The 16,339-nt window shown below is 66.4% G+C and carries 14 protein-coding genes; 6 read left to right on the forward strand and 8 right to left on the reverse strand.

Annotation, left to right across the window (positions count from 1 at the left end):
* Positions 1-8: 8 nt before the first annotated feature.
* The 4 genes from PMI20_RS14820 (at position 9) to PMI20_RS14835 (ending at position 5,714) form a co-directional block, all read left to right on the forward strand.
* Positions 9-908, forward strand: a complete 900-nt coding sequence (locus PMI20_RS14820) for a polysaccharide deacetylase family protein (protein WP_007929032.1) — start codon at positions 9-11, stop codon at positions 906-908.
* A 670-nt stretch (positions 909-1,578) separates the two neighbouring features.
* The gene (locus PMI20_RS14825; protein ID WP_007929031.1) at positions 1,579-2,784 is read left to right on the forward strand and encodes an acetyltransferase domain-containing protein; all 1,206 of its coding nucleotides are present in this window, start codon (positions 1,579-1,581) and stop codon (positions 2,782-2,784) included.
* Positions 2,785-2,864: 80 nt separating this feature from the next.
* Positions 2,865-4,220, forward strand: a complete 1,356-nt coding sequence (locus tag PMI20_RS14830) for an OprD family porin (protein WP_007929030.1) — start codon at positions 2,865-2,867, stop codon at positions 4,218-4,220.
* A 234-nt stretch (positions 4,221-4,454) separates the two neighbouring features.
* On the forward strand, positions 4,455-5,714 hold the full coding sequence (locus PMI20_RS14835) for a T6SS phospholipase effector Tle1-like catalytic domain-containing protein (protein WP_007929029.1): 1,260 nt from the start codon (positions 4,455-4,457) through the stop codon (positions 5,712-5,714).
* 14 nt (positions 5,715-5,728) lie between these two features.
* Here the strand turns inward: PMI20_RS14835 and PMI20_RS14840 are convergent, their stop codons facing one another.
* From PMI20_RS14840 to PMI20_RS14855, 4 genes are read right to left on the reverse strand one after another with little or no spacing between them, the layout of a single operon-like run.
* Positions 5,729-6,181 (reverse strand): response regulator, encoded by a 453-nt coding sequence (locus tag PMI20_RS14840; protein ID WP_007929028.1) that lies wholly within the window; start codon positions 6,179-6,181, stop codon positions 5,729-5,731.
* Positions 6,178-8,511 carry an ATP-binding protein gene (locus tag PMI20_RS14845; RefSeq protein WP_007929026.1) on the reverse strand — a complete coding sequence of 778 codons (2,334 nt, stop codon included), beginning with the start codon at positions 8,509-8,511 and terminating at the stop codon, positions 6,178-6,180. Before PMI20_RS14845 ends, PMI20_RS14840 begins: the two co-directional genes overlap by 4 nt.
* Complete coding sequence (locus PMI20_RS14850; RefSeq protein ID WP_007929024.1) at positions 8,508-9,176, reverse strand: response regulator; 669 nt, start codon at positions 9,174-9,176, stop codon at positions 8,508-8,510. The genes PMI20_RS14845 and PMI20_RS14850 overlap by 4 nt, the downstream gene beginning before the upstream one ends.
* Positions 9,173-10,357, reverse strand: a complete 1,185-nt coding sequence (locus PMI20_RS14855; protein WP_007929023.1) for a sensor histidine kinase — start codon at positions 10,355-10,357, stop codon at positions 9,173-9,175. Before PMI20_RS14855 ends, PMI20_RS14850 begins: the two co-directional genes overlap by 4 nt.
* Positions 10,358-10,527: 170 nt before the next feature.
* Between PMI20_RS14855 and PMI20_RS14860 the strand changes: the two genes are divergently transcribed.
* Positions 10,528-11,052, forward strand: a complete 525-nt coding sequence (locus PMI20_RS14860) for an SgcJ/EcaC family oxidoreductase (protein WP_007929021.1) — start codon at positions 10,528-10,530, stop codon at positions 11,050-11,052.
* A gap of 60 nt (positions 11,053-11,112) precedes the next feature.
* On the opposite strand, the gene PMI20_RS14865 is transcribed toward PMI20_RS14860, so the two are convergent.
* Positions 11,113-12,117, reverse strand: a complete 1,005-nt coding sequence (locus tag PMI20_RS14865; protein WP_007929019.1) for an AraC family transcriptional regulator — start codon at positions 12,115-12,117, stop codon at positions 11,113-11,115.
* 250 nt (positions 12,118-12,367) lie between these two features.
* Here PMI20_RS14865 and PMI20_RS14870 point away from each other — a divergent pair, with 250 nt between their 5' ends.
* Positions 12,368-13,135 (forward strand): EAL domain-containing protein, encoded by a 768-nt coding sequence (locus PMI20_RS14870; protein ID WP_007929017.1) that lies wholly within the window; start codon positions 12,368-12,370, stop codon positions 13,133-13,135.
* A 78-nt stretch (positions 13,136-13,213) separates the two neighbouring features.
* On the opposite strand, the gene PMI20_RS14875 is transcribed toward PMI20_RS14870, so the two are convergent.
* From PMI20_RS14875 to PMI20_RS14885, 3 genes are all read right to left on the reverse strand, one after another.
* Positions 13,214-13,519: a YceK/YidQ family lipoprotein gene (locus tag PMI20_RS14875; protein WP_028684074.1), complete on the reverse strand. Its 306-nt coding sequence runs from the start codon at positions 13,517-13,519 to the stop codon at positions 13,214-13,216.
* 238 nt (positions 13,520-13,757) lie between these two features.
* Positions 13,758-15,059, reverse strand: a complete 1,302-nt coding sequence (locus PMI20_RS14880; protein WP_007929013.1) for an NAD(P)/FAD-dependent oxidoreductase — start codon at positions 15,057-15,059, stop codon at positions 13,758-13,760.
* Positions 15,056-16,144 (reverse strand): polyamine ABC transporter substrate-binding protein, encoded by a 1,089-nt coding sequence (locus PMI20_RS14885; RefSeq protein WP_007929005.1) that lies wholly within the window; start codon positions 16,142-16,144, stop codon positions 15,056-15,058. Before PMI20_RS14885 ends, PMI20_RS14880 begins: the two co-directional genes overlap by 4 nt.
* Positions 16,145-16,339: the final 195 nt, after the last annotated feature.

The following is a 16,339-nucleotide window of genomic DNA, read 5'->3' on the forward strand; positions in this document are numbered from 1 at the left end:
GGCAAAACATGAAACAAGGCTTCAAGCTTCTCTGCGCAGTGTTGCTCGCCGCTGGTCTGGGCGGTTGCATCGCTGCCCCCATCGAAATGACCGCGCAGACCGAGCAACGCCTGCGCGCCCAGGCGTCGATCCGCTTTCTGTTGACCTTCGACGACGGCCCCAGCGCTTCCAGTTTCTACAACCCGACCGAACGGGTGCTCGACGACCTGCTCGACAATCCACTGCAACCGGCGATCAAAGCGGTGTTCTTCGTCCAGACCCGGGCCTCGCGGGCCGGCGGCAGCGACATAGGGCGGCGGATCATGGCCCGCGAGCACACCGAGGGCCATGTGCTGGGCTTTCATACCGCCACGCCGAGGCACACCAACCATCGCTCGCTCGACCCACCGGAACTGGAGGCGTCCCTGAACGACGGCAGCGCCGATATCGCGCTGATCACCGGTGTGCCGCCGAACCTGGTGCGCCCGCCATTCTGGAACTACGACAAGCGCACCTTCGCCGCCTACCAACGGCATGGCCTGCATGTGTTGCTCACCGACCTCAGCGCCAACGACGGCAAGGTCTGGGGCTTCAACGCCAGCCCACGGCGCCGGGCCAACATGCTGCGCCAGCTGTCGCAGGTGCGCGAACGCATTGCCCTGGGCCAGTTGCCGACGGTGGACGGAGTGATCCCGGTGGTGGTGACCTTCCACGACCTCAATCGCTACACCGCCCGCCACACCCGGGAATACCTGCAGATCCTGCTCGACAGCGCCCAGGCCACTGGCCTTGCGACCGCACCCAAGCCGTTCTACGACGATACCGTGGCGCTGCAACGGGCGGTCATGACCCGTACTGTCACCAACAGCGAACAGCCGGTGCGGTTGCCGGGGCTGTGGAACTGGCTGTGGGACAGGAATTCCCATTGAGCAGGCGTGACCGTTCGCGTTGGACACGACATGACCGTCGGTCCGCCAGTGCCTCGCCAGGATCGAATAAAACGCTGGTTTTACAGTCACATGGGGGGTTGCAGGCGCCGGCGCCGCCGGTTCGCACAGGGCCCGTTGCGTTGCCGGGCTGGAAAGGGCGCAATCTGCTCGTCGATCCCCAAAGACCGCATCCTCCCCGACGTAAATTGTCACGCCGCTCACTCGTTCCACTCTCAATATGAAATGTTATCTGATAACATTTCGTCGTCTGATCGTTCACTCCCGCGCGCGCCTCAAAAGGGCGCGCTTGCGTCTGGGCCGGCCATTTGCCAGACCCGGGCGATAACGGCCCACGAAGCTTCGACCGACAGCGGGTTGCGCGCGCAAGGCAAAGCCCTGTGCACGACAGCCCCCAGCAGACAACCCAAGCACCGCGCGGCAATGCCCGCCAGAGGCAGGCGCGCAGTCTTTCCCCGAGCAATTGCAACGCCATCAGAGCGTGGGGAGGCGATTCGTTGAATGAGAGTCCAAAGGAGCACACGACAATGCCAATGAGCATGGCAAACACCCCCACAGGGCCAGCCCCTGTACCCCGAAGAACCATCCCGAGCCCGCGTCCCGCCGCGACCGTCCTGCCCAGGTTTAACGACCTTCCACACAAGTGAGCGATATGACTCTTTCTACTGGATTGGCAGGGCAGGCGGGCGTTGCGTCCCCTGCGCTGGCGGGCAGCGTGGCCAAGGCCAATACGCGGATGCTGGCGATCGACGCCCTGCGTGGCTTCGTCATGCTGTGCATGCTGGTGGACCACGTGCGCGAGACCTTCCTCCTGCATCGCCAGGTCACCGACCCGATCGACGCCCTGAGCGTGACCCCGGACCTGTACTTCACCCGCATGCTCAGCGAGATCTGCGCGCCGGTGTTCATTTTCCTCACCGGCCTGTCGGCCTGGCTCTACAGCCAGAAACACAGCCTCGGGGAAACCTCGGTGTTCCTGCTCAAGCGCGGCCTGTTCCTGGTGTTCCTCGAACTGACCTTCGTGTGTTTTGCCTGGAACGCCGAGTTCCCGCCCAAGACCCTGTGGCTGCAGGTGATCTGGTGCATCGGCATCTGCATGATCGTGCTGGCCGGCCTGCTGCACTTCAAACGCAGCTGGCTGATCGTGCTGGGGGTGGCCATCGTCGCCGGGCACAACCTGCTGGATGATGTGGTGGTGGGCCCCGAGTCGCCGTTCTTCGTGCCCTGGTCGATCCTGCACCAGCGGGTGTTCATCGACATCACCGAGTTCACCCGCGCCCGCACCACCTACCCGGTATTGCCGTGGATCGGTGTGATCCTGCTGGGCTGGGCCATCGGCCCGTGGTTCGGCAAGGACGTGCAGCCGGCGGCGCGCATTTCGCGGCTGCTCAAGGTCGGCGTCGGCCTGCTGGTGGCCTTCGTGTTCATCCGCTACCTGAACGTCTACGGCGAGAAACCCTGGGTGCAGACCGGCGATGCGCTGCGCACCTTCATGAGCTTCATGAGCGCCAAGAAGTACCCGCCGTCGCTGATGTTCCTGATGCCCACCCTGGGCCTGGGGCTGATCCTCCTGGCGTACTTCGAGAAGGTCCAGGAGCGCTGGTCGACCGCGCAACTGGCGATCTACGGCGGCGCGCCGATGTTCTTCTACCTGCTGCACCTGTACGTACTCAAGGCCATGTACCTGGTGGCCGTGGCCATCTGGGGCGCCAACCAGGGCACTTACTACGGCTTCGACAACCTGTCCGGCGTCTGGCTGTGGAGCCTGATCCTCGGCGTGCTGCTGTTCTTCCCGACGCGCTGGTTCGCCGGCCTCAAGCAGCGTCGCCGCGATATCGCGATCCTCAAATACCTCTGAGTGGGATCCCGGTGGTGCGCCCGTATAGCGGCGCACTGCTTCCTATCGCCTGTCATTTATCGATTTTCGGGAGTTCCACAGTGAAAACCTTGACCCGACACACCCTGTTGTTGGCATTTCTTTGGCATTGGGGAGGCCAGAGCCTGCTCGCGCTGGCCGCGGAGCAGGACAATGCCAAGGGCTTTATCGAAGACAGCCAGTGGAGCCTGTTCAACCGCAGCCTCTACGACCGTCGCGACTATCGGCACGGTTCCTTGAGCAACGGCGCGCGCAACGCCTACAAGCCCCGCGCCGAACGCAGCGACCTGGCCGAGGAGTGGGCCTACGGCCTGATGGCCGACTACAGCTCCGGTTTCACCCAGGGCACGCTCGGCTTCGGCCTGGACGCCCATGTGTATTCCGGCTGGAAACTCGACAGCGGCGGTGGCCGGGCCGGCAAGGCGCGGTTGCTGGGGGTGGACAACGACGGCCATCCCAAGGACGAATTCAGCCGCGGCGGCGCGGTGGCCAAGCTGCGTTTTTCCTCCACCGAACTGCGCTACGGCGAGCAGCGGGTCAAGACCCCGGTGTTCGGTTCCTCCGACAGCCGCCTGCTGCCCGAGACCGCCACCGGCTGGTTCCTCACCAGCCGCGAGCTGAGCGACACCACCCTGTACGGCGGCCACTTCAACGAAAGCACCGACCGCAACGCCACCAGCCACGACCAGGGTTTCGTGGTCAATTACTCCAATGGCCAGCAGGGCGACAGCTTCGACCTGATCGGTGTGCGCAATACTGCAATCAAGGGTCTCAACGCCAGCCTGTTCAGCGCCCTGTACGAAGACACCTGGCGCCAGCAGTACCTCGGCGCGCTCTACAACCTGCCGTTGAGCCCGGGCCAGGACCTGACGTTCGACTTCAACCTGTACCGCACCCAGGACACCGGCAAGGCCCTGTCCGGGCGCATCGACAACACCACCTGGAGCCTGATGTCGACCTACAAGAGCGGCGCCCACAGCTTTGGCCTGGGCTACCAGAAGGTCGACGGCGACACGCCTTACGACTACGTCACCCGCGGCGCGATCCTGCTGAGCAACGCCGTGGCCCTGTCGGACTTCAACGCCCCTGAGGAAGCCTCCTGGCAGGCCCGCTACGACCTGAACATGGCCGGCTACAGCGTGCCCGGCCTGACCTTCAGCGCCCTGTACGTGCGCGGCAGCGGCATCGACGGCAGCCACATGGACCCGCGCGGCGGCTACGCCTGGCTGGGCTACGGCGAAGGCGGCAAGCACTGGGAACGCGACCTGCAGGCCAAGTACGTGGTGCAGTCCGGGCCGGCGAAAAACCTCGCCGTCACCCTGCGCCACGCCGTGCACCGCGGCAATACAGCCCAGGCGGAGCTGGATGCCGACCAGCTGCGGCTGGCGATCGAGTATCCATTGGGCGGCAGGTTCTAGGGCCCAGGCACGGCCCGTCAGCGCCCGGCCCCTCCTTGCGGAGGGGTTTTCATGGTCCGGACATTTATTGCCCGGGGCTTTATGGCCGGGCGCCGTTAATGCTGCTATGCCTTGGAGAGCCCTTCAGGCTTTACCGCAGCAGTTGTCATGACACGGACGTAGGGTGACACCGGTCCTCGCCTGGCCGATTGGCCGCGCGGGAACCTCACTTGACTGCCATGGGGTAACCAGGTCGTGGAGAACACAAGGATCAAGGCGCGCCAGCTGATCGTCTGCATCGATGGCACCAACAACCGTTTCAGTGACGAACCGACCAACGTGGTCCGGCTGTTTCGCTCGCTACCCAAGGACAGCGAAACGCTGCTGGCCTATTACGACCAGGGCGTGGGCACCTTCGGGCTCAGCGAAACCCTGTTCGAGTGGCAGAAGGTGCCGTCGCGCATCGCCGGGCTGATGTTCGGCTGGGGCATCAAGCGCAACGTGCTCAATGCCTACCGCTTCCTGATGGAGAACTACAGGGACGGCGATCAGATCTTCCTCTTCGGTTTCTCCCGCGGCTCCTACGCGGTGCGGGTGCTGGCGGCGCTGCTGCATACCATCGGCCTGTTGCCGGCCCATCAGGTCCAGTTGATGGACTTTGCCTGGTCGCTGCTGACCACGCGCCTGCAACCCGATGGAAACAGTTCCAAACCGAATCGCCAACGCGCCATGAGTTACGCCTGGTGGCGCATGAGCGCGGATAAAAAACCGGATTTCGATTTGATGGACGCGTTCAAGGCCAGCTTTGCCCGGAAGGTGCACATTCACTTTCTCGGGCTGTTCGACACCGTGAGTTCGGTGGGCTGGGTGTACGACCCGCTGATCGTTCCCTACACCCGCCGGAACAAGGACGTGAAGATCATCCGCCATGCGGTGTCCCTGGACGAACGCCGCAGCTTTTTCCGCCAGAACCTCTGGACAGAGGACGAGGGCGTGAACCTCAAGCAGGTCTGGTTCGCCGGCGTGCATTCGGATGTGGGCGGCGGTTACCCCGCCGGCGAATCGCAGCTGGCGTTGATTGCCTTGCGCTGGATGGTCGGCGAGTGCCTGGAGGCCGGGTTGAGCATCGATGCCGAAGCCTGTCGCGCAGAACTCTATCCACCCTCTGTGCTACAGGATCCGCTGGCCCAGGCCCACGATTCCCTGACCCGCAACTGGCTGATCGCCGAGTGGGTGCCACGCCTGGTCTGGAACCCGAAGACCCACAAGCGGGTCCGTGAGTACGGTTCGATGCCGCCGTTCGGCAAACCCAGGTCGCGGGAGATTCTCACGCCTGGGGCCGGGCAGAAAGTCCGGGTGCATGACTCCGTGGCCGTTCGCCTGAAAGGTTCCCTGGCCGACGACCAGCCCTGGGGCAGCCAACTGACGTACCAGCCGGAAAACCTGCTGCGCATCGATGCCGCGCTGATCGAGCAGGTGGGCGACTCGCCGAGGCTGGATGAGTACAACCTCTAGGGGCGCTCGCCCACTCACTGCCGATGCCGGCGCAGCAGCTCGATCTGCTGCGCCGGCACCTGCTGGCGCAGGGCTTTGTACAGGGCGCGGGTTTCCAGCAGATTCCAGATCCGCAGCAGGGTTTCCAGGGCGTCCAGCGGCTTGCTGATGAAGTCGCGGGCGCCCAGGGCCAGGGCGCGCAGGCGGGTGTCGCGGGTGGCGTCGGCGGTCAGCACCAGGATCGGCAGGTAATCGTTGGCCGGGATCCGTCGGTTGAGCTGTTCGAGCACGGCGAAGCCATCGAATTCGGGCATGTGCAGGTCGAGGATCACCAGGTCCGGCTCGAAGCTGTTGAACAGCTCCAGGGTGCGTAGCGGCTGGGTGCTGCTCAGCACGTTGTGCAGGCCTTCGCGGGCCAGCAATTGCTCCATCAGCTCGAGGTTGGGGCGTTGGTCGTCGATGATCAGGATGCGCAAATCGTGGTTCATGCGGGCTCCGGTAAATGTTGCTCAAGGTGGGCGAGAAACGCCGGGATATGAATGGGCTTGGTCAGGATCGCCGTGGCCCCGGCCTGCAACAGGGCGCGGTGGGTCAGGGCGCTGGCGTCGGCGGTGATCATCAGCACCGGGGTGCTGGCGGTGGTCGGCGATTCCCGCAGCCGGCGCAGCACTTCCAGGCCTGCAAGGTCCGGCAGGCTGACGTCCAGCAGGATCAGTTGCGGTGCATGCTGGCGCGCCAGGTCGAGGCCCATCTGGCCCTGCATGCTCGACAGCAGGCGAATGCCCGGGCGGCGTTGCAGCAGGGTTTCGATCAGCGCCAGGCTCGACAGGTTGTCTTCGATGCACAGCACCTGGCCCCGGTATGCCACGGCCTCGGCCCGGGCCGGCAGCACCGCCGCCGGTAGCTGTTGCTCCAGGGCCAGGCGCGTGCCGGCCGCGGCCACCTGGACAAAGGGCAGTTGCAAGGTAAAGCAGCAGCCCTGGCCCGGCGTGCTGTGCACCCGCAGGCTGCCGTCCATCATTTCCAGCAGGCTCTTGCTCAGGGCCAGGCCCAGGCCGGTGCCTTCCACCCGCGGGTCGGCGCCCAGGCGTTCGAAGGGACGGAACAACTGGTCCAGGCGCTCCAGGGGAATGCCGGCGCCGGTGTCGCTGACCGCCACCTCGACCCGGGTGCCCAGGACCTTGACCGCGATCCGCACCTGGCCCTGGGGCCGGTTGTACTTGATGGCGTTGGACAGCAGGTTGAGCAGCACCTGGATCAGCCGCTGGCGGTCGGCGATCACCCCGCTGTGCTCGCTCAGCGCGGGCAGGGCGGCCAGCTGGATGCCGGCGTCGGTGGCCATCGGCGAGACCAGGGTCAGGGCCTCGTGCAGCACCGCGGCCAGGGCGATCGGCTCGACATTCAGCGCCAGGTGCCCGGCCTCGATGCGGGCAATGTCCAGCACCTCGTTGATCAGGGTCAGCAGGTGCTGGCCGGCGCGCAGGATATGGCCGACCTGGGGCCGCTGGCCGCTCGGTGAGTCCATGTCCAGCAGTTGCGCGAAACCGAGGATGGCATTGAGCGGGGTGCGCAGTTCGTGGCTCATGCGCGAGAGGAATTCGCTCTTGGCGCGGCTGGCGCTTTCGGCTTCCTCGCGGGCGGTGCGCAGGGCTATTTCCGCGGCGCGGCGGTCGGTGATGTCGCGGGTGATCTTGGAGAAGCCGCGCAACGCGCCGCTGGCATCGTACTGCGCGGTGATCACCACGCTGGCCCAGAAGCGGCTGCCGTCCTTGCGGCAGCGCCAGGCCTCTTCCATGTAATGGCCGTCGCGGGTGGCTTCGCGCAGGGCCATGTCCGGGTGCGCCGGACATTCTTCCGCCAGGTAGAACAGCGAGAAGTGCCGGCCGAGGATTTCCTGTTCGCTGTAGCCCTTGATCCGTTCGGCGCCGGCGTTCCAGGTGGTGACCCGGCCCTGGGTGTCGAGGGCGAAGATCCCGTAGTCCTTGACCCCGTCGATGATCAGCCGCAGGCGTTCTTCGTTGTCGCGCAGGGCCCGCTCGCGCTCGGCCAGCAGTTGCCCGGCTTCCACCAGGCGGGTGCCGAGCTGGCCGATTTCGTCCTGTTCCGGGGCTTGCGGGCGCAACGGTTGGCCGAGGGCCAGGCGCTGGGCGTTGCCTTGCACCTGCTGCACCCGCGCGACTATGCCCTTGGACAAAAACAGCACCGCGACAATCGCCCCGAACAGGCCGCAGAGCGCCGCCAGCAGCGTGGCCAGCAGCAGGCGCATACGGGTTGCCGAGGCCGCGGCGCTGCGTTCGGCGAGCAAGCCGTCTTCGCGGATGCGCATGGCGCTGATCTGCTCGCGCAGCACGTCCAGCACCTGTTTGTTCTCGATCAGGATCGCGGTGATGCTGGCGCTGTCGTCGGGCCGGCCGTTGCGCAGGGCCACCAGGCCGTCGAGCTTGTGGCCGATCAGCGGGGCGATGGCCTTGAGGTGGTCGCGCATGCGTGCATCGCGAATGTTGCTGTCCAGCCGTTGCAGGGCGGCCTGGATCAGCGGCTGGGCACGTTCGTAGCTGGGCAGGAAGTCTTCGCGGCGGGTCAGCAGGTAGCCGCGCACGCTGGCCGCCGCTTCGGCCAGCAGGGTATGCACGGTCTGGATGTCGCCCTGCACCAGCAGCACCCGGCGCACGTCTTCCTCGGCGCGGGCGGTCTGGCGTTCGGTGATGTAGATCAGCACCAGCGACAGCAGCAGGATCACCAGCGGCAGGGAGATCACCACCAGCGCCTTGCCGCGCAGGGGCAGGTCGAGCCAGTGCCGGCTCGCCAGCAGTCTCATGGCCAGTCTCCCGCGGGCTGCGCCACCAGCCCCAGGGCGATGCCGCGCACCGCGGCCTGGGTGCGGTCCGCCGCGCCGAGCTTACCGATCACCCGTTCCACATGGGCCTTGGCGGTGCCGGTGGTGATGCCGAGCTTTTCGCCGATCTCGCGGTTGCTGAAACCGCCGGCCACCAACCCCAGCACTTGGCGTTCGCGGGCGGTCAGGGTCGCGGCCTGGGCGCTGCCGCCGGCGTTGCGCTCGGCCATGCGCCGCAGCAGCCGGGCGCTGACGCTACTGTTGAGGGCTTCCTCGCCCCGGGCCACCCGCTGCAGGGCGCCGAGCACTTCGCCACGGCTGGCGTCCTTGAGCAGGTAGCCGACGGCGCCGGCGGCAATCGCCGCTTCCAGGTGGTCGGGGCTGTCGTCCATGGTGAAGATCACCACCTTGATCGCTGGTTGCCGCTGGTGCAGCAGGCGCGCGGCGCCCAGGCCGTTGAGCAGCGGCATGCGGATGTCGAGGATGGCGATGTCCGGTTGCAGGCGCTCGCACAGGTCGAGGGCTTCCTGGCCATCCCGGGCCTGGCCGACCACCTCGAATTCCGGGTGGCCGGCCAGCAGGGCGACAAAGCCGGTGCGGGTGACTTCATGGTCGTCCGCCAGCACCAGGCGCAGGGCAGGGCTCATGGCTGTTCTCCAGCAGCGGGCAGCGGCACCCGGGCCAGCAGGCGGGTGCCGTGGCCGGGGGCGCTGTGCCAGGACAGCTCGCCGCCCAGCAGGCTGGCGCGTTCCTGCATCGCCGCCAGGCCCAGGTGCTGGCCGCTGCAGCTGGACAGCGAGGTGCCCAGGGCGAAGCCGACGCCGTTGTCTGCCAGCGCCAGCGCGGCCTGGCCGTCGGCCAGTTGCAGGCTCAGTTCGACGCGGCTGGCGCGGGCATGCTTGAGGATGTTGTTGATGCCTTCCTGGGCGATGCGGAACAGGGCGATCTCGCTGGCGCCCGGCAGGCGCGCGCTGGACTGTTGCCGCCAGTGCACCTCGAGACCGGCGTCGCGCAGGCGGTCGGCTTCCTTGTCGATGGCCTTGTACAGGCCAAAGTCGTCCAGCACGTTGGGGCGCAGGCCGCCGATCAATTGCCGGCCCTCGCCGACGCAGCCCTGGGCCAGGGTCAGGATGGTTTGCAGCTCGCTGTGCAGCTCCTGTGGCAATGTCGGGCAGTGTCCGGCAAACCCCTGCAGGCGCTGGTGCAGCCCGGCCAGGGTTTGCGCCAGGCCGTCGTGCAGGTCGTAGGCCACGCGCTTGCGTTCGTCTTCTTGGGCGCTGAACAGCCGGTGCACCAGTTCCGACATGGTGCGTTCCCGGGCTTGCAGGGCCTGGAGCAAGCGCTGGTTTTCCAGGTGCGCCGCCAGCAAGGTGGCCAGCAGTTGCAGGGATTCCAGGTCCTCGCTGTCGGGCGCGGCCAGGGCCACGCTGTTGGCCAGCAGCAAGGCGCCGAAGGCCTGGCCGTCGGCGCCGGGCAGGGGAATGCGCAGCACCTGGGGCAGGGCGGCATCGGTCTGCGGCAACCATTCGGGGTGCAGGGTCGCAGACTTGGCCAGCTCGTGCAGGGCGGCCAGGCGTTCGCTGCCGCCGTGCTGGGCGGTGGCCTGGGGCGGCTGGACGGCGTGCCATTCCAGCAGCAGGCCGTGGTCCATGGCCATAAAGGCACAGGCCCGTTGCAGGGCGCGCTGGCGCATGGCCGCGGGCGGCAGTTGGGTCAGTTCCTGTCCGGTGTCCACCAGCAGGCGCAGGCGCGCCGCGCGGCTTTGCGCCTGGCGATACTGGCTGCGAATGGCCAGGGCACTGCCGGGGTCGTGGGTCGGGCTTTGCATGAAAAACAGGCTCCAGCGTGAAGGGCGTGCGCTCGCGAGCAGGCATTAGACCCGGTTGCCGGCTGTGGGCCTATCTGCCGAATGGCATAGGCCGCCGGCACCGGTTGGCCGATGGCGAGGCCGCAACGGGTGGGCAAAGTGGGCGCATTGAAACCCACTGGAGCCTTCCGATGAAACTGCCAACCACCGCCATCGCCCTGTTACTGGCGCTGACCGCGCCCCTGGCCCAGGCCCTGGACGCCACGCCTTATGTGTACCGCACTGTCGCCGCGCAGCCGCAGAACCAGGGCGACCGGGAGATCGCCGGCCTGTTCGATCGCTGGAACGCGGCCCTGCAAACCGGCAGCGCAAAAAACGTAACCAGTCTTTACGCCGCCGACGCGATCCTCCAGCCGACCGTGTCGAACCAGGTGCGCACCACCCCGGCGCAGATCCAGGACTACTTCGAGCACTTCCTCGCGGGCAAGCCGGTGGGCCAGATCAACTACCGGGAAATCCGCCACCTGGGCGCGGATGCGGCCATGGACAGCGGCGTCTACACCTTCACCCTGCACGAGGCCGGTGGTGCGACCCGCCAGGTGCAGGCGCGCTACACCTTCCTCTACGAGCGCATCGACGGCCAGTGGAAGATCCTCAACCACCATTCCTCGGCCATGCCCCAGGCGCAGCCGCCATTGCAGGCCAGCCATCGCTGAGCAAGCGCTGCCGCACCTTGAAAAAAAACGCCGGGACTTGTGCCCGGCGTTTTGCTGTCTTCAGCCTTCCTGGCGATAACGCCCCGGGGTCATGCCGAACCAGCGGCGGCAGGCCTTGTGAAAGCTGCTCTGGTCGCGAAAGCCGAGCAGGGCGCCGATGTACTTGACGCTGCGCGCCGAGTTGCGCAGGAAACTGTGGGCCAGCATCAACCGCGCCTCGTCGAGCAGCGCCGAGAAGTGCATGTCTTCGTTGCCCAGGCGTCGCTGCAGGCTGCGGCTGCTGACCCCCACCAACTGCGCGATGTGCCGCAGGTCGCTGGGCCCGCCCTGGGCCAGGCGCTCGGACAACACCCGCCTTACCCGCGCGGTCATCGAGCCGTCGAGCAGCAGCTTGAGGCGGGTTCGCGCGTATTCCATGTGCAGCACATCCAGGGCCGGGTCGGCGCTGGGTAGGGCCATGGCGCAATCGCGCGGGCTGAAGCTCAGGCTGTTGTAGGGCGCGTCGAACTGCAGGTTGGCGCCCAGCAGGTGCTCCAGGGCGCGGGTGTCGGGCGGGCGCGGGTAGGTGAAGCTCGCCGCCAGCGGTTGCGGCTTGTGCCCGGGCAGCAGCCAGTGCACCAGGCCCAGGGTCTGCGCCGCGCCGGCATCGATGAAGGCCCGCGGCACCAGGCCCGGTTCCAGGGCGATGTCGAAGCCGATCAGGGTGACGGCCTGGGGGCTGCGCTCCAGGCATAGGTAGAAGCCGTTGCTGACCAGCGAGTGATAGTCCACCAGGCGTTGCAGCGCGGTGTCCAGGGTGGCGCCGGACATCAGCGCGTAGCCGAGCACTTCCAGGTTGGCCGGGTGGGCCTTGGTGTACGCCAGCAGGCCGAGGTCCGGGTTGCCGCACAGCTGCACGGCGTCTTGCAGCACCGCGTAGACCAGCTCCAGCCTGACGCCCATGGGGTTTTCACAGGCCTCCTGGTGGCTGCTGCCGTGGCGCTTGAGCAAGGCCTCGACCTTGACTCCGGCGTCGCTCAGGACATCGGCAAGCACCCGGAAACTGGTGCCGGTCATTCTGTGCATAGTACTTCCTGGACTGGTGGCTAATTGATGTCATTGGCGCTGGCGCATGATCGCAATAAACCTCGGGCCACAGTCGAGAAAGGGCGGTGCGGTGTTTCCAAGGACAAACGAAAGGTATCCGGGAACACTTTCGAGCCGTCCGGGCAGGGGGGATCATAAATAGCAATGAGCCATTATCACGTCGGGCGCGCCGACGCATCCTGGCCAAGCCCACCCGGCGCGCTGTCGCCGCTTCGACTACGGATCTGTCATGCAAAGCGTCAAAGACTTCTATCGGGAACTGGCGCAGGGGCGACTGGCGCTGGCCTTCCAGCCGGTGGTGCGGCTGCCCGACACTAGCCGGGTGCTGTACCTGGAAGGTTTGCTGCGCCATGTCGAACAGCCCGGCAATGGCGTCTACCCGTTCGCCATGCTCGAACGCCATCAGCGGATGCGCGAGCTGGACCGCAGCGTGGTGGGGGGCGTGATCGAGCGCCTGCTGGAGGACGAGCACCTGCGCCTGGGCTGCAACATCTCGGCGCAGAGCGCGATCGTCGATCCGTTCTGGTCCGCCACCTTCGCGCAGTTGCGCGACGCGCCTTCAGTGGCCGCGCGGCTGGTGATCGAAATCACCGAAAGCGCCACGCCGCCGAGCACCGAGGCGGCCATCGAATTTGTCCTGTGCCTGCGCGAGCTGGGTTGCCGGGTGGCGGTGGACGACTTTGGCGCCGGCCTCGGCACCCTGGAGTTCATCCGCCGGACCTGCCCCGACATGGTCAAGATCGACCAGGGTTACCTGCAACGCGCCCGCAGCGAACCCAACAGCGTGCAGACCCTGAAACACCTGGTGCAGCTGTGCAAGACCCTGGCGCCCTGCGTAATCATCGAAGGCATCGAGAGCGAAGCCGACCGCGCCCTGGCCACGGCCTGCGGTGGCGAATGGGGCCAGGGCTACCTGTTCGGCCGGCCACGGCTCGACCGCCTGGGCGTGCCGTGCCGGTTGCGTGGGGGGGTGGCCGAGCGAGTGGTGGCGGACTGAGCGGGGCGGTTTGCCGGTGCTTGTCAGAGATGACAGCGGCAGTCCATTCACCCATGCCGCCAGCGACCGGCCGCGGCTTCAGTAATAAACGCCCTTGGCGTCGTAGGGCAGCAGCACGGTATCGACCGCCGCATCCACCGGCAGGCTTACCACCGCCACCAGCGGGCAGACGATGCTCATCCAGCAGTAGATAGTGGCGTAGCCGTCGTAGCCGCGGGCGTCACGCATGGTCAGCAGCTGGATATTTTGCTGGGTGCCTTTGTAGAAGTCGTAGGAAATGTATTGATTGCTGGCACGGGCCATCAGGGTGCCGCAGCCCGAGAGGGCGAGTGTGCCGAGCAGGACGAGAGCAGTGAGCGCTTTGATGATGCCATTCCTTAGCAAGCCGATTTGCGGCGCGCATCTTCGCATCGCACGAGGTATCAGGCCAGCTTGAATGGCAATGTTCGCAGTGAGCTGCCGGCGGCGTCTTTGCAATCGCCATCGCCGGCAAGCCTGGCTCCTACGGGGTCGGAGGGCGTTCGCTAATGTGCGGCTGGCACGCGCTTGCGTAGGAGCCAGGCTTGCCGGCGAAGGCGTCGGGCGCCTCAGCCGAGAAACCGCGGGCAAAGCCGCTGAGCTTTCAGCCCAGCACCTCACGCAACCGATGCCACAGCATGCCCAGCGCCAGCAGCGGCGCGCGCAGGGCGGGGCCGCCAGGGAAGGTCATGTGCGGCACTGCGCTGAAGATGTCCAGGCCCTGGCTGTGCCCGGCGTGGATGGCCTCGGCCAGCAGGCGCGCGGTCCAGTGGCTGACGTTGAGCCCATGCCCGGAATAACCCTGGGCGTAATACACATTGGGGTACTGGCGCAGGCGCCCGACCTGGGGAAAACGGTTAGCGGTGATGCCGATCTTGCCGCCCCATTGGTAGTCGATGCGCACATTCGCCAGTTGCGGGAACACCTTGAGCAGCTTCGGCCGCATATAGGCGCCGATGTCCGCCGGGTCGCGCCCGGAGTAGTGGCAGGCGCCGCCGAACAGCAGGCGCCGGTCCGCCGAGAGCCGGTAGTAGTCGAGGCCGACCTTCTGGTCGCACAGCGCCAGGTTCTGCGGGATCAGTTCGGCGGCCAGGGCGGGCGCCAGGGGCTCGGTGGCGATGATGTAGCTGCCCGCCGGCAGCACCTTGCCGGCAAGGCGCGGCTCCAGGTCATCCAGGTGGGCGTTGCAGGCCAGCACCAGGCTTGCGGCGCGCACCGTGCCGCTGGCGCAACGCACCCGCACGCTGTCGCCGTGGATCAGCTCCAGCACCGGGCTCTGCTCGAAGATCCGCACCCCCAGCGTCCGTGCCAGGGCGGCTTCGCCGAGCACCAGGTTGAGCGGGTGCAGGTGCCCGGAACCCATGTCCACCAGGCCCCCGGCATAGGCCGAGGACGCCACCACCCGGGCCATGTCCTGCGGGGCGACAAGGTGGGTTTCATGCACGTAGCCCAGGGCCGCGAGGTGTTCCTGCTCGGCCTGGAACGCGGCGAACTGGGCCGGGGTGTTGGCCAGCTCGCAGAAGCCCCAGCGCAGGTCGCAGTCGATGCCGTGCTCGCGCACACGCTGGCCGACCAGCGCCACCGAGTCGATGCCGGCCTGCTCCAGGTAACGCACGCCCTCGGCGCCGACGTAGCGGGCGAAGCCGCTGACGTCGTGGCCGATGCCGCGGATCAGTTGCCCGCCGTTGCGCCCGCTGGCGCCCCAGCCGATGCGCCGGGCTTCCAGGAGAATCACCGAGAGGCCGCGCTGCGCCAGTTCGATGGCGGTGTTGACCCCGGTGAAACCACCGCCGATCACGCAGACGTCGGCGCTGAGGTCGACATTCAGCGGCGGGTAGTCCGGCAGCGCGTTGGCCGAGGCGGCGTAGTAGGAGCGGGTGTGTTGTGCAGGGCTGTGCTGGTTCATTGGTTGGACTTCACTTTGCTCCAGGCGCGGGTCATCAGGCGCATGGTCTGCGGGCTCTGGGTGCTGGAGATGTACAGCTTGTCGAGCACCGCCTGGGGTGGGTAGACCTCGGGGTTGTTCACCAGCTCGGGGTCCATGTATTGCTGCGACGCCGGGTTGGGGTTGGCGTAGCCGACATAGGCGCTGACCTTGGCGATCACTTGCGGGTCCAGCAGGTTGTTGATGAAGGCATGGGCTTGCTTGGGATTGCTGGCGTCCGCCGGGATCGCCAGCAGGTCGAACCACAGGTTGCTGCCTTCCTTGGGAATCGAATAGGCGATCTTCACCCCGTTCTTGGCTTCCTTGGCGCGGTTGGCAGCCTGGAACACGTCGCCGGAGTAACCGAAGGCCAGGCAGATGTTGCCGTTGGCCAGGTCCGAGACGTACTTGGAGGAGTGGAAGTAGGTGATGTAGGGACGGATCGCCAGCAGCTTGGCTTCGGCTTTCTTGTAGTCCGCGGGGTTTTCGCTGCGCGGGTCCAGGCCCATATAGTTGAGCACCGCCGGGAACACTTCGTCCGGCGAGTCCATCATCGACACCCCGCACTGGCTGAGTTTTTTCAGATTCTCCGGTTCGAAGAACACCGCCCAGGAATCGATGCTGTCGATGCCCAGCACCTGCTTGACCTTGTCGACGTTGTAGCCGATGCCGTTGGTGCCCCACAGGTAAGGCACCGAGTACTGGTTGCCGGGGTCGTTCTGCTCCAGCAGGGCCAGCAGTTTCGGGTCGAGGTTCCGCCAGTTCGGCAGCTGCGCGCGGTCCAGCTTGAGAAAGGCCCCGGCCTTGACCTGCCGCGCCAGGAAGTGGTTGGACGGCACCACCAGGTCATAGCCGGTGCGCCCGGCCAGCAGCTTGCCCTCCAGGGTTTCGTTGGAGTCGAAGACGTCGTAGATGACCCGGGTCCCGGTCTTGGCCTGGAAGTCGGCGAGGGTGGTCTCGCCGATATAGTCGGTCCAGTTGTACACGCTGACTGTCGATTCGGCCTGGGCCGTGGCGCCGAACAGCACCGTCAGGGCCAGCGGAACCACTGATTTCCATAGACGCATAGCGATACCCCTTTTTGCGGTTGTTATTGGTTTGCCAAATTCATGAAGCCCTGTAGCCCTGTAGCCGCTGCCGAGCAACGCGAGGCTGCGATCGGCGGCGCAGCCGTCGTAAACCCGGCCACCGCGTTGCATCAGGTACACCGCGTGCGACGGTCTGGCGATGGCTGCGCCATCGATCGCAGCCTCGCAGGCTCG

Source organism: Pseudomonas sp. GM17 (genome assembly GCF_000282175.2).
Classification (GTDB): domain Bacteria; phylum Pseudomonadota; class Gammaproteobacteria; order Pseudomonadales; family Pseudomonadaceae; genus Aquipseudomonas; species Aquipseudomonas chlororaphis.

Bases quoted from the DNA above. Each gene is read 5' to 3' on its own strand.
- PMI20_RS14820 (WP_007929032.1), top strand. From the start codon at position 9: ATGAAACAAGGCTTCAAGCTTCTCTGCGCAGTGTTGCTCGCCGCTGGT.
- PMI20_RS14825 (WP_007929031.1), top strand. From the start codon at position 1,579: ATGACTCTTTCTACTGGATTGGCAGGGCAGGCGGGCGTTGCGTCCCCT.
- PMI20_RS14840 (WP_007929028.1), bottom strand. From the start codon at position 6,181: ATGAACCACGATTTGCGCATCCTGATCATCGACGACCAACGCCCCAAC.
- PMI20_RS14845 (WP_007929026.1), bottom strand. From the start codon at position 8,511: ATGAGACTGCTGGCGAGCCGGCACTGGCTCGACCTGCCCCTGCGCGGC.
- PMI20_RS14850 (WP_007929024.1), bottom strand. From the start codon at position 9,176: ATGAGCCCTGCCCTGCGCCTGGTGCTGGCGGACGACCATGAAGTCACC.
- PMI20_RS14855 (WP_007929023.1), bottom strand. From the start codon at position 10,357: ATGCAAAGCCCGACCCACGACCCCGGCAGTGCCCTGGCCATTCGCAGC.
- PMI20_RS14860 (WP_007929021.1), top strand. From the start codon at position 10,528: ATGAAACTGCCAACCACCGCCATCGCCCTGTTACTGGCGCTGACCGCG.
- PMI20_RS14865 (WP_007929019.1), bottom strand. From the start codon at position 12,117: ATGCACAGAATGACCGGCACCAGTTTCCGGGTGCTTGCCGATGTCCTG.
- PMI20_RS14870 (WP_007929017.1), top strand. From the start codon at position 12,368: ATGCAAAGCGTCAAAGACTTCTATCGGGAACTGGCGCAGGGGCGACTG.
- PMI20_RS14880 (WP_007929013.1), bottom strand. From the start codon at position 15,059: ATGAACCAGCACAGCCCTGCACAACACACCCGCTCCTACTACGCCGCC.
- PMI20_RS14885 (WP_007929005.1), bottom strand. From the start codon at position 16,144: ATGCGTCTATGGAAATCAGTGGTTCCGCTGGCCCTGACGGTGCTGTTC.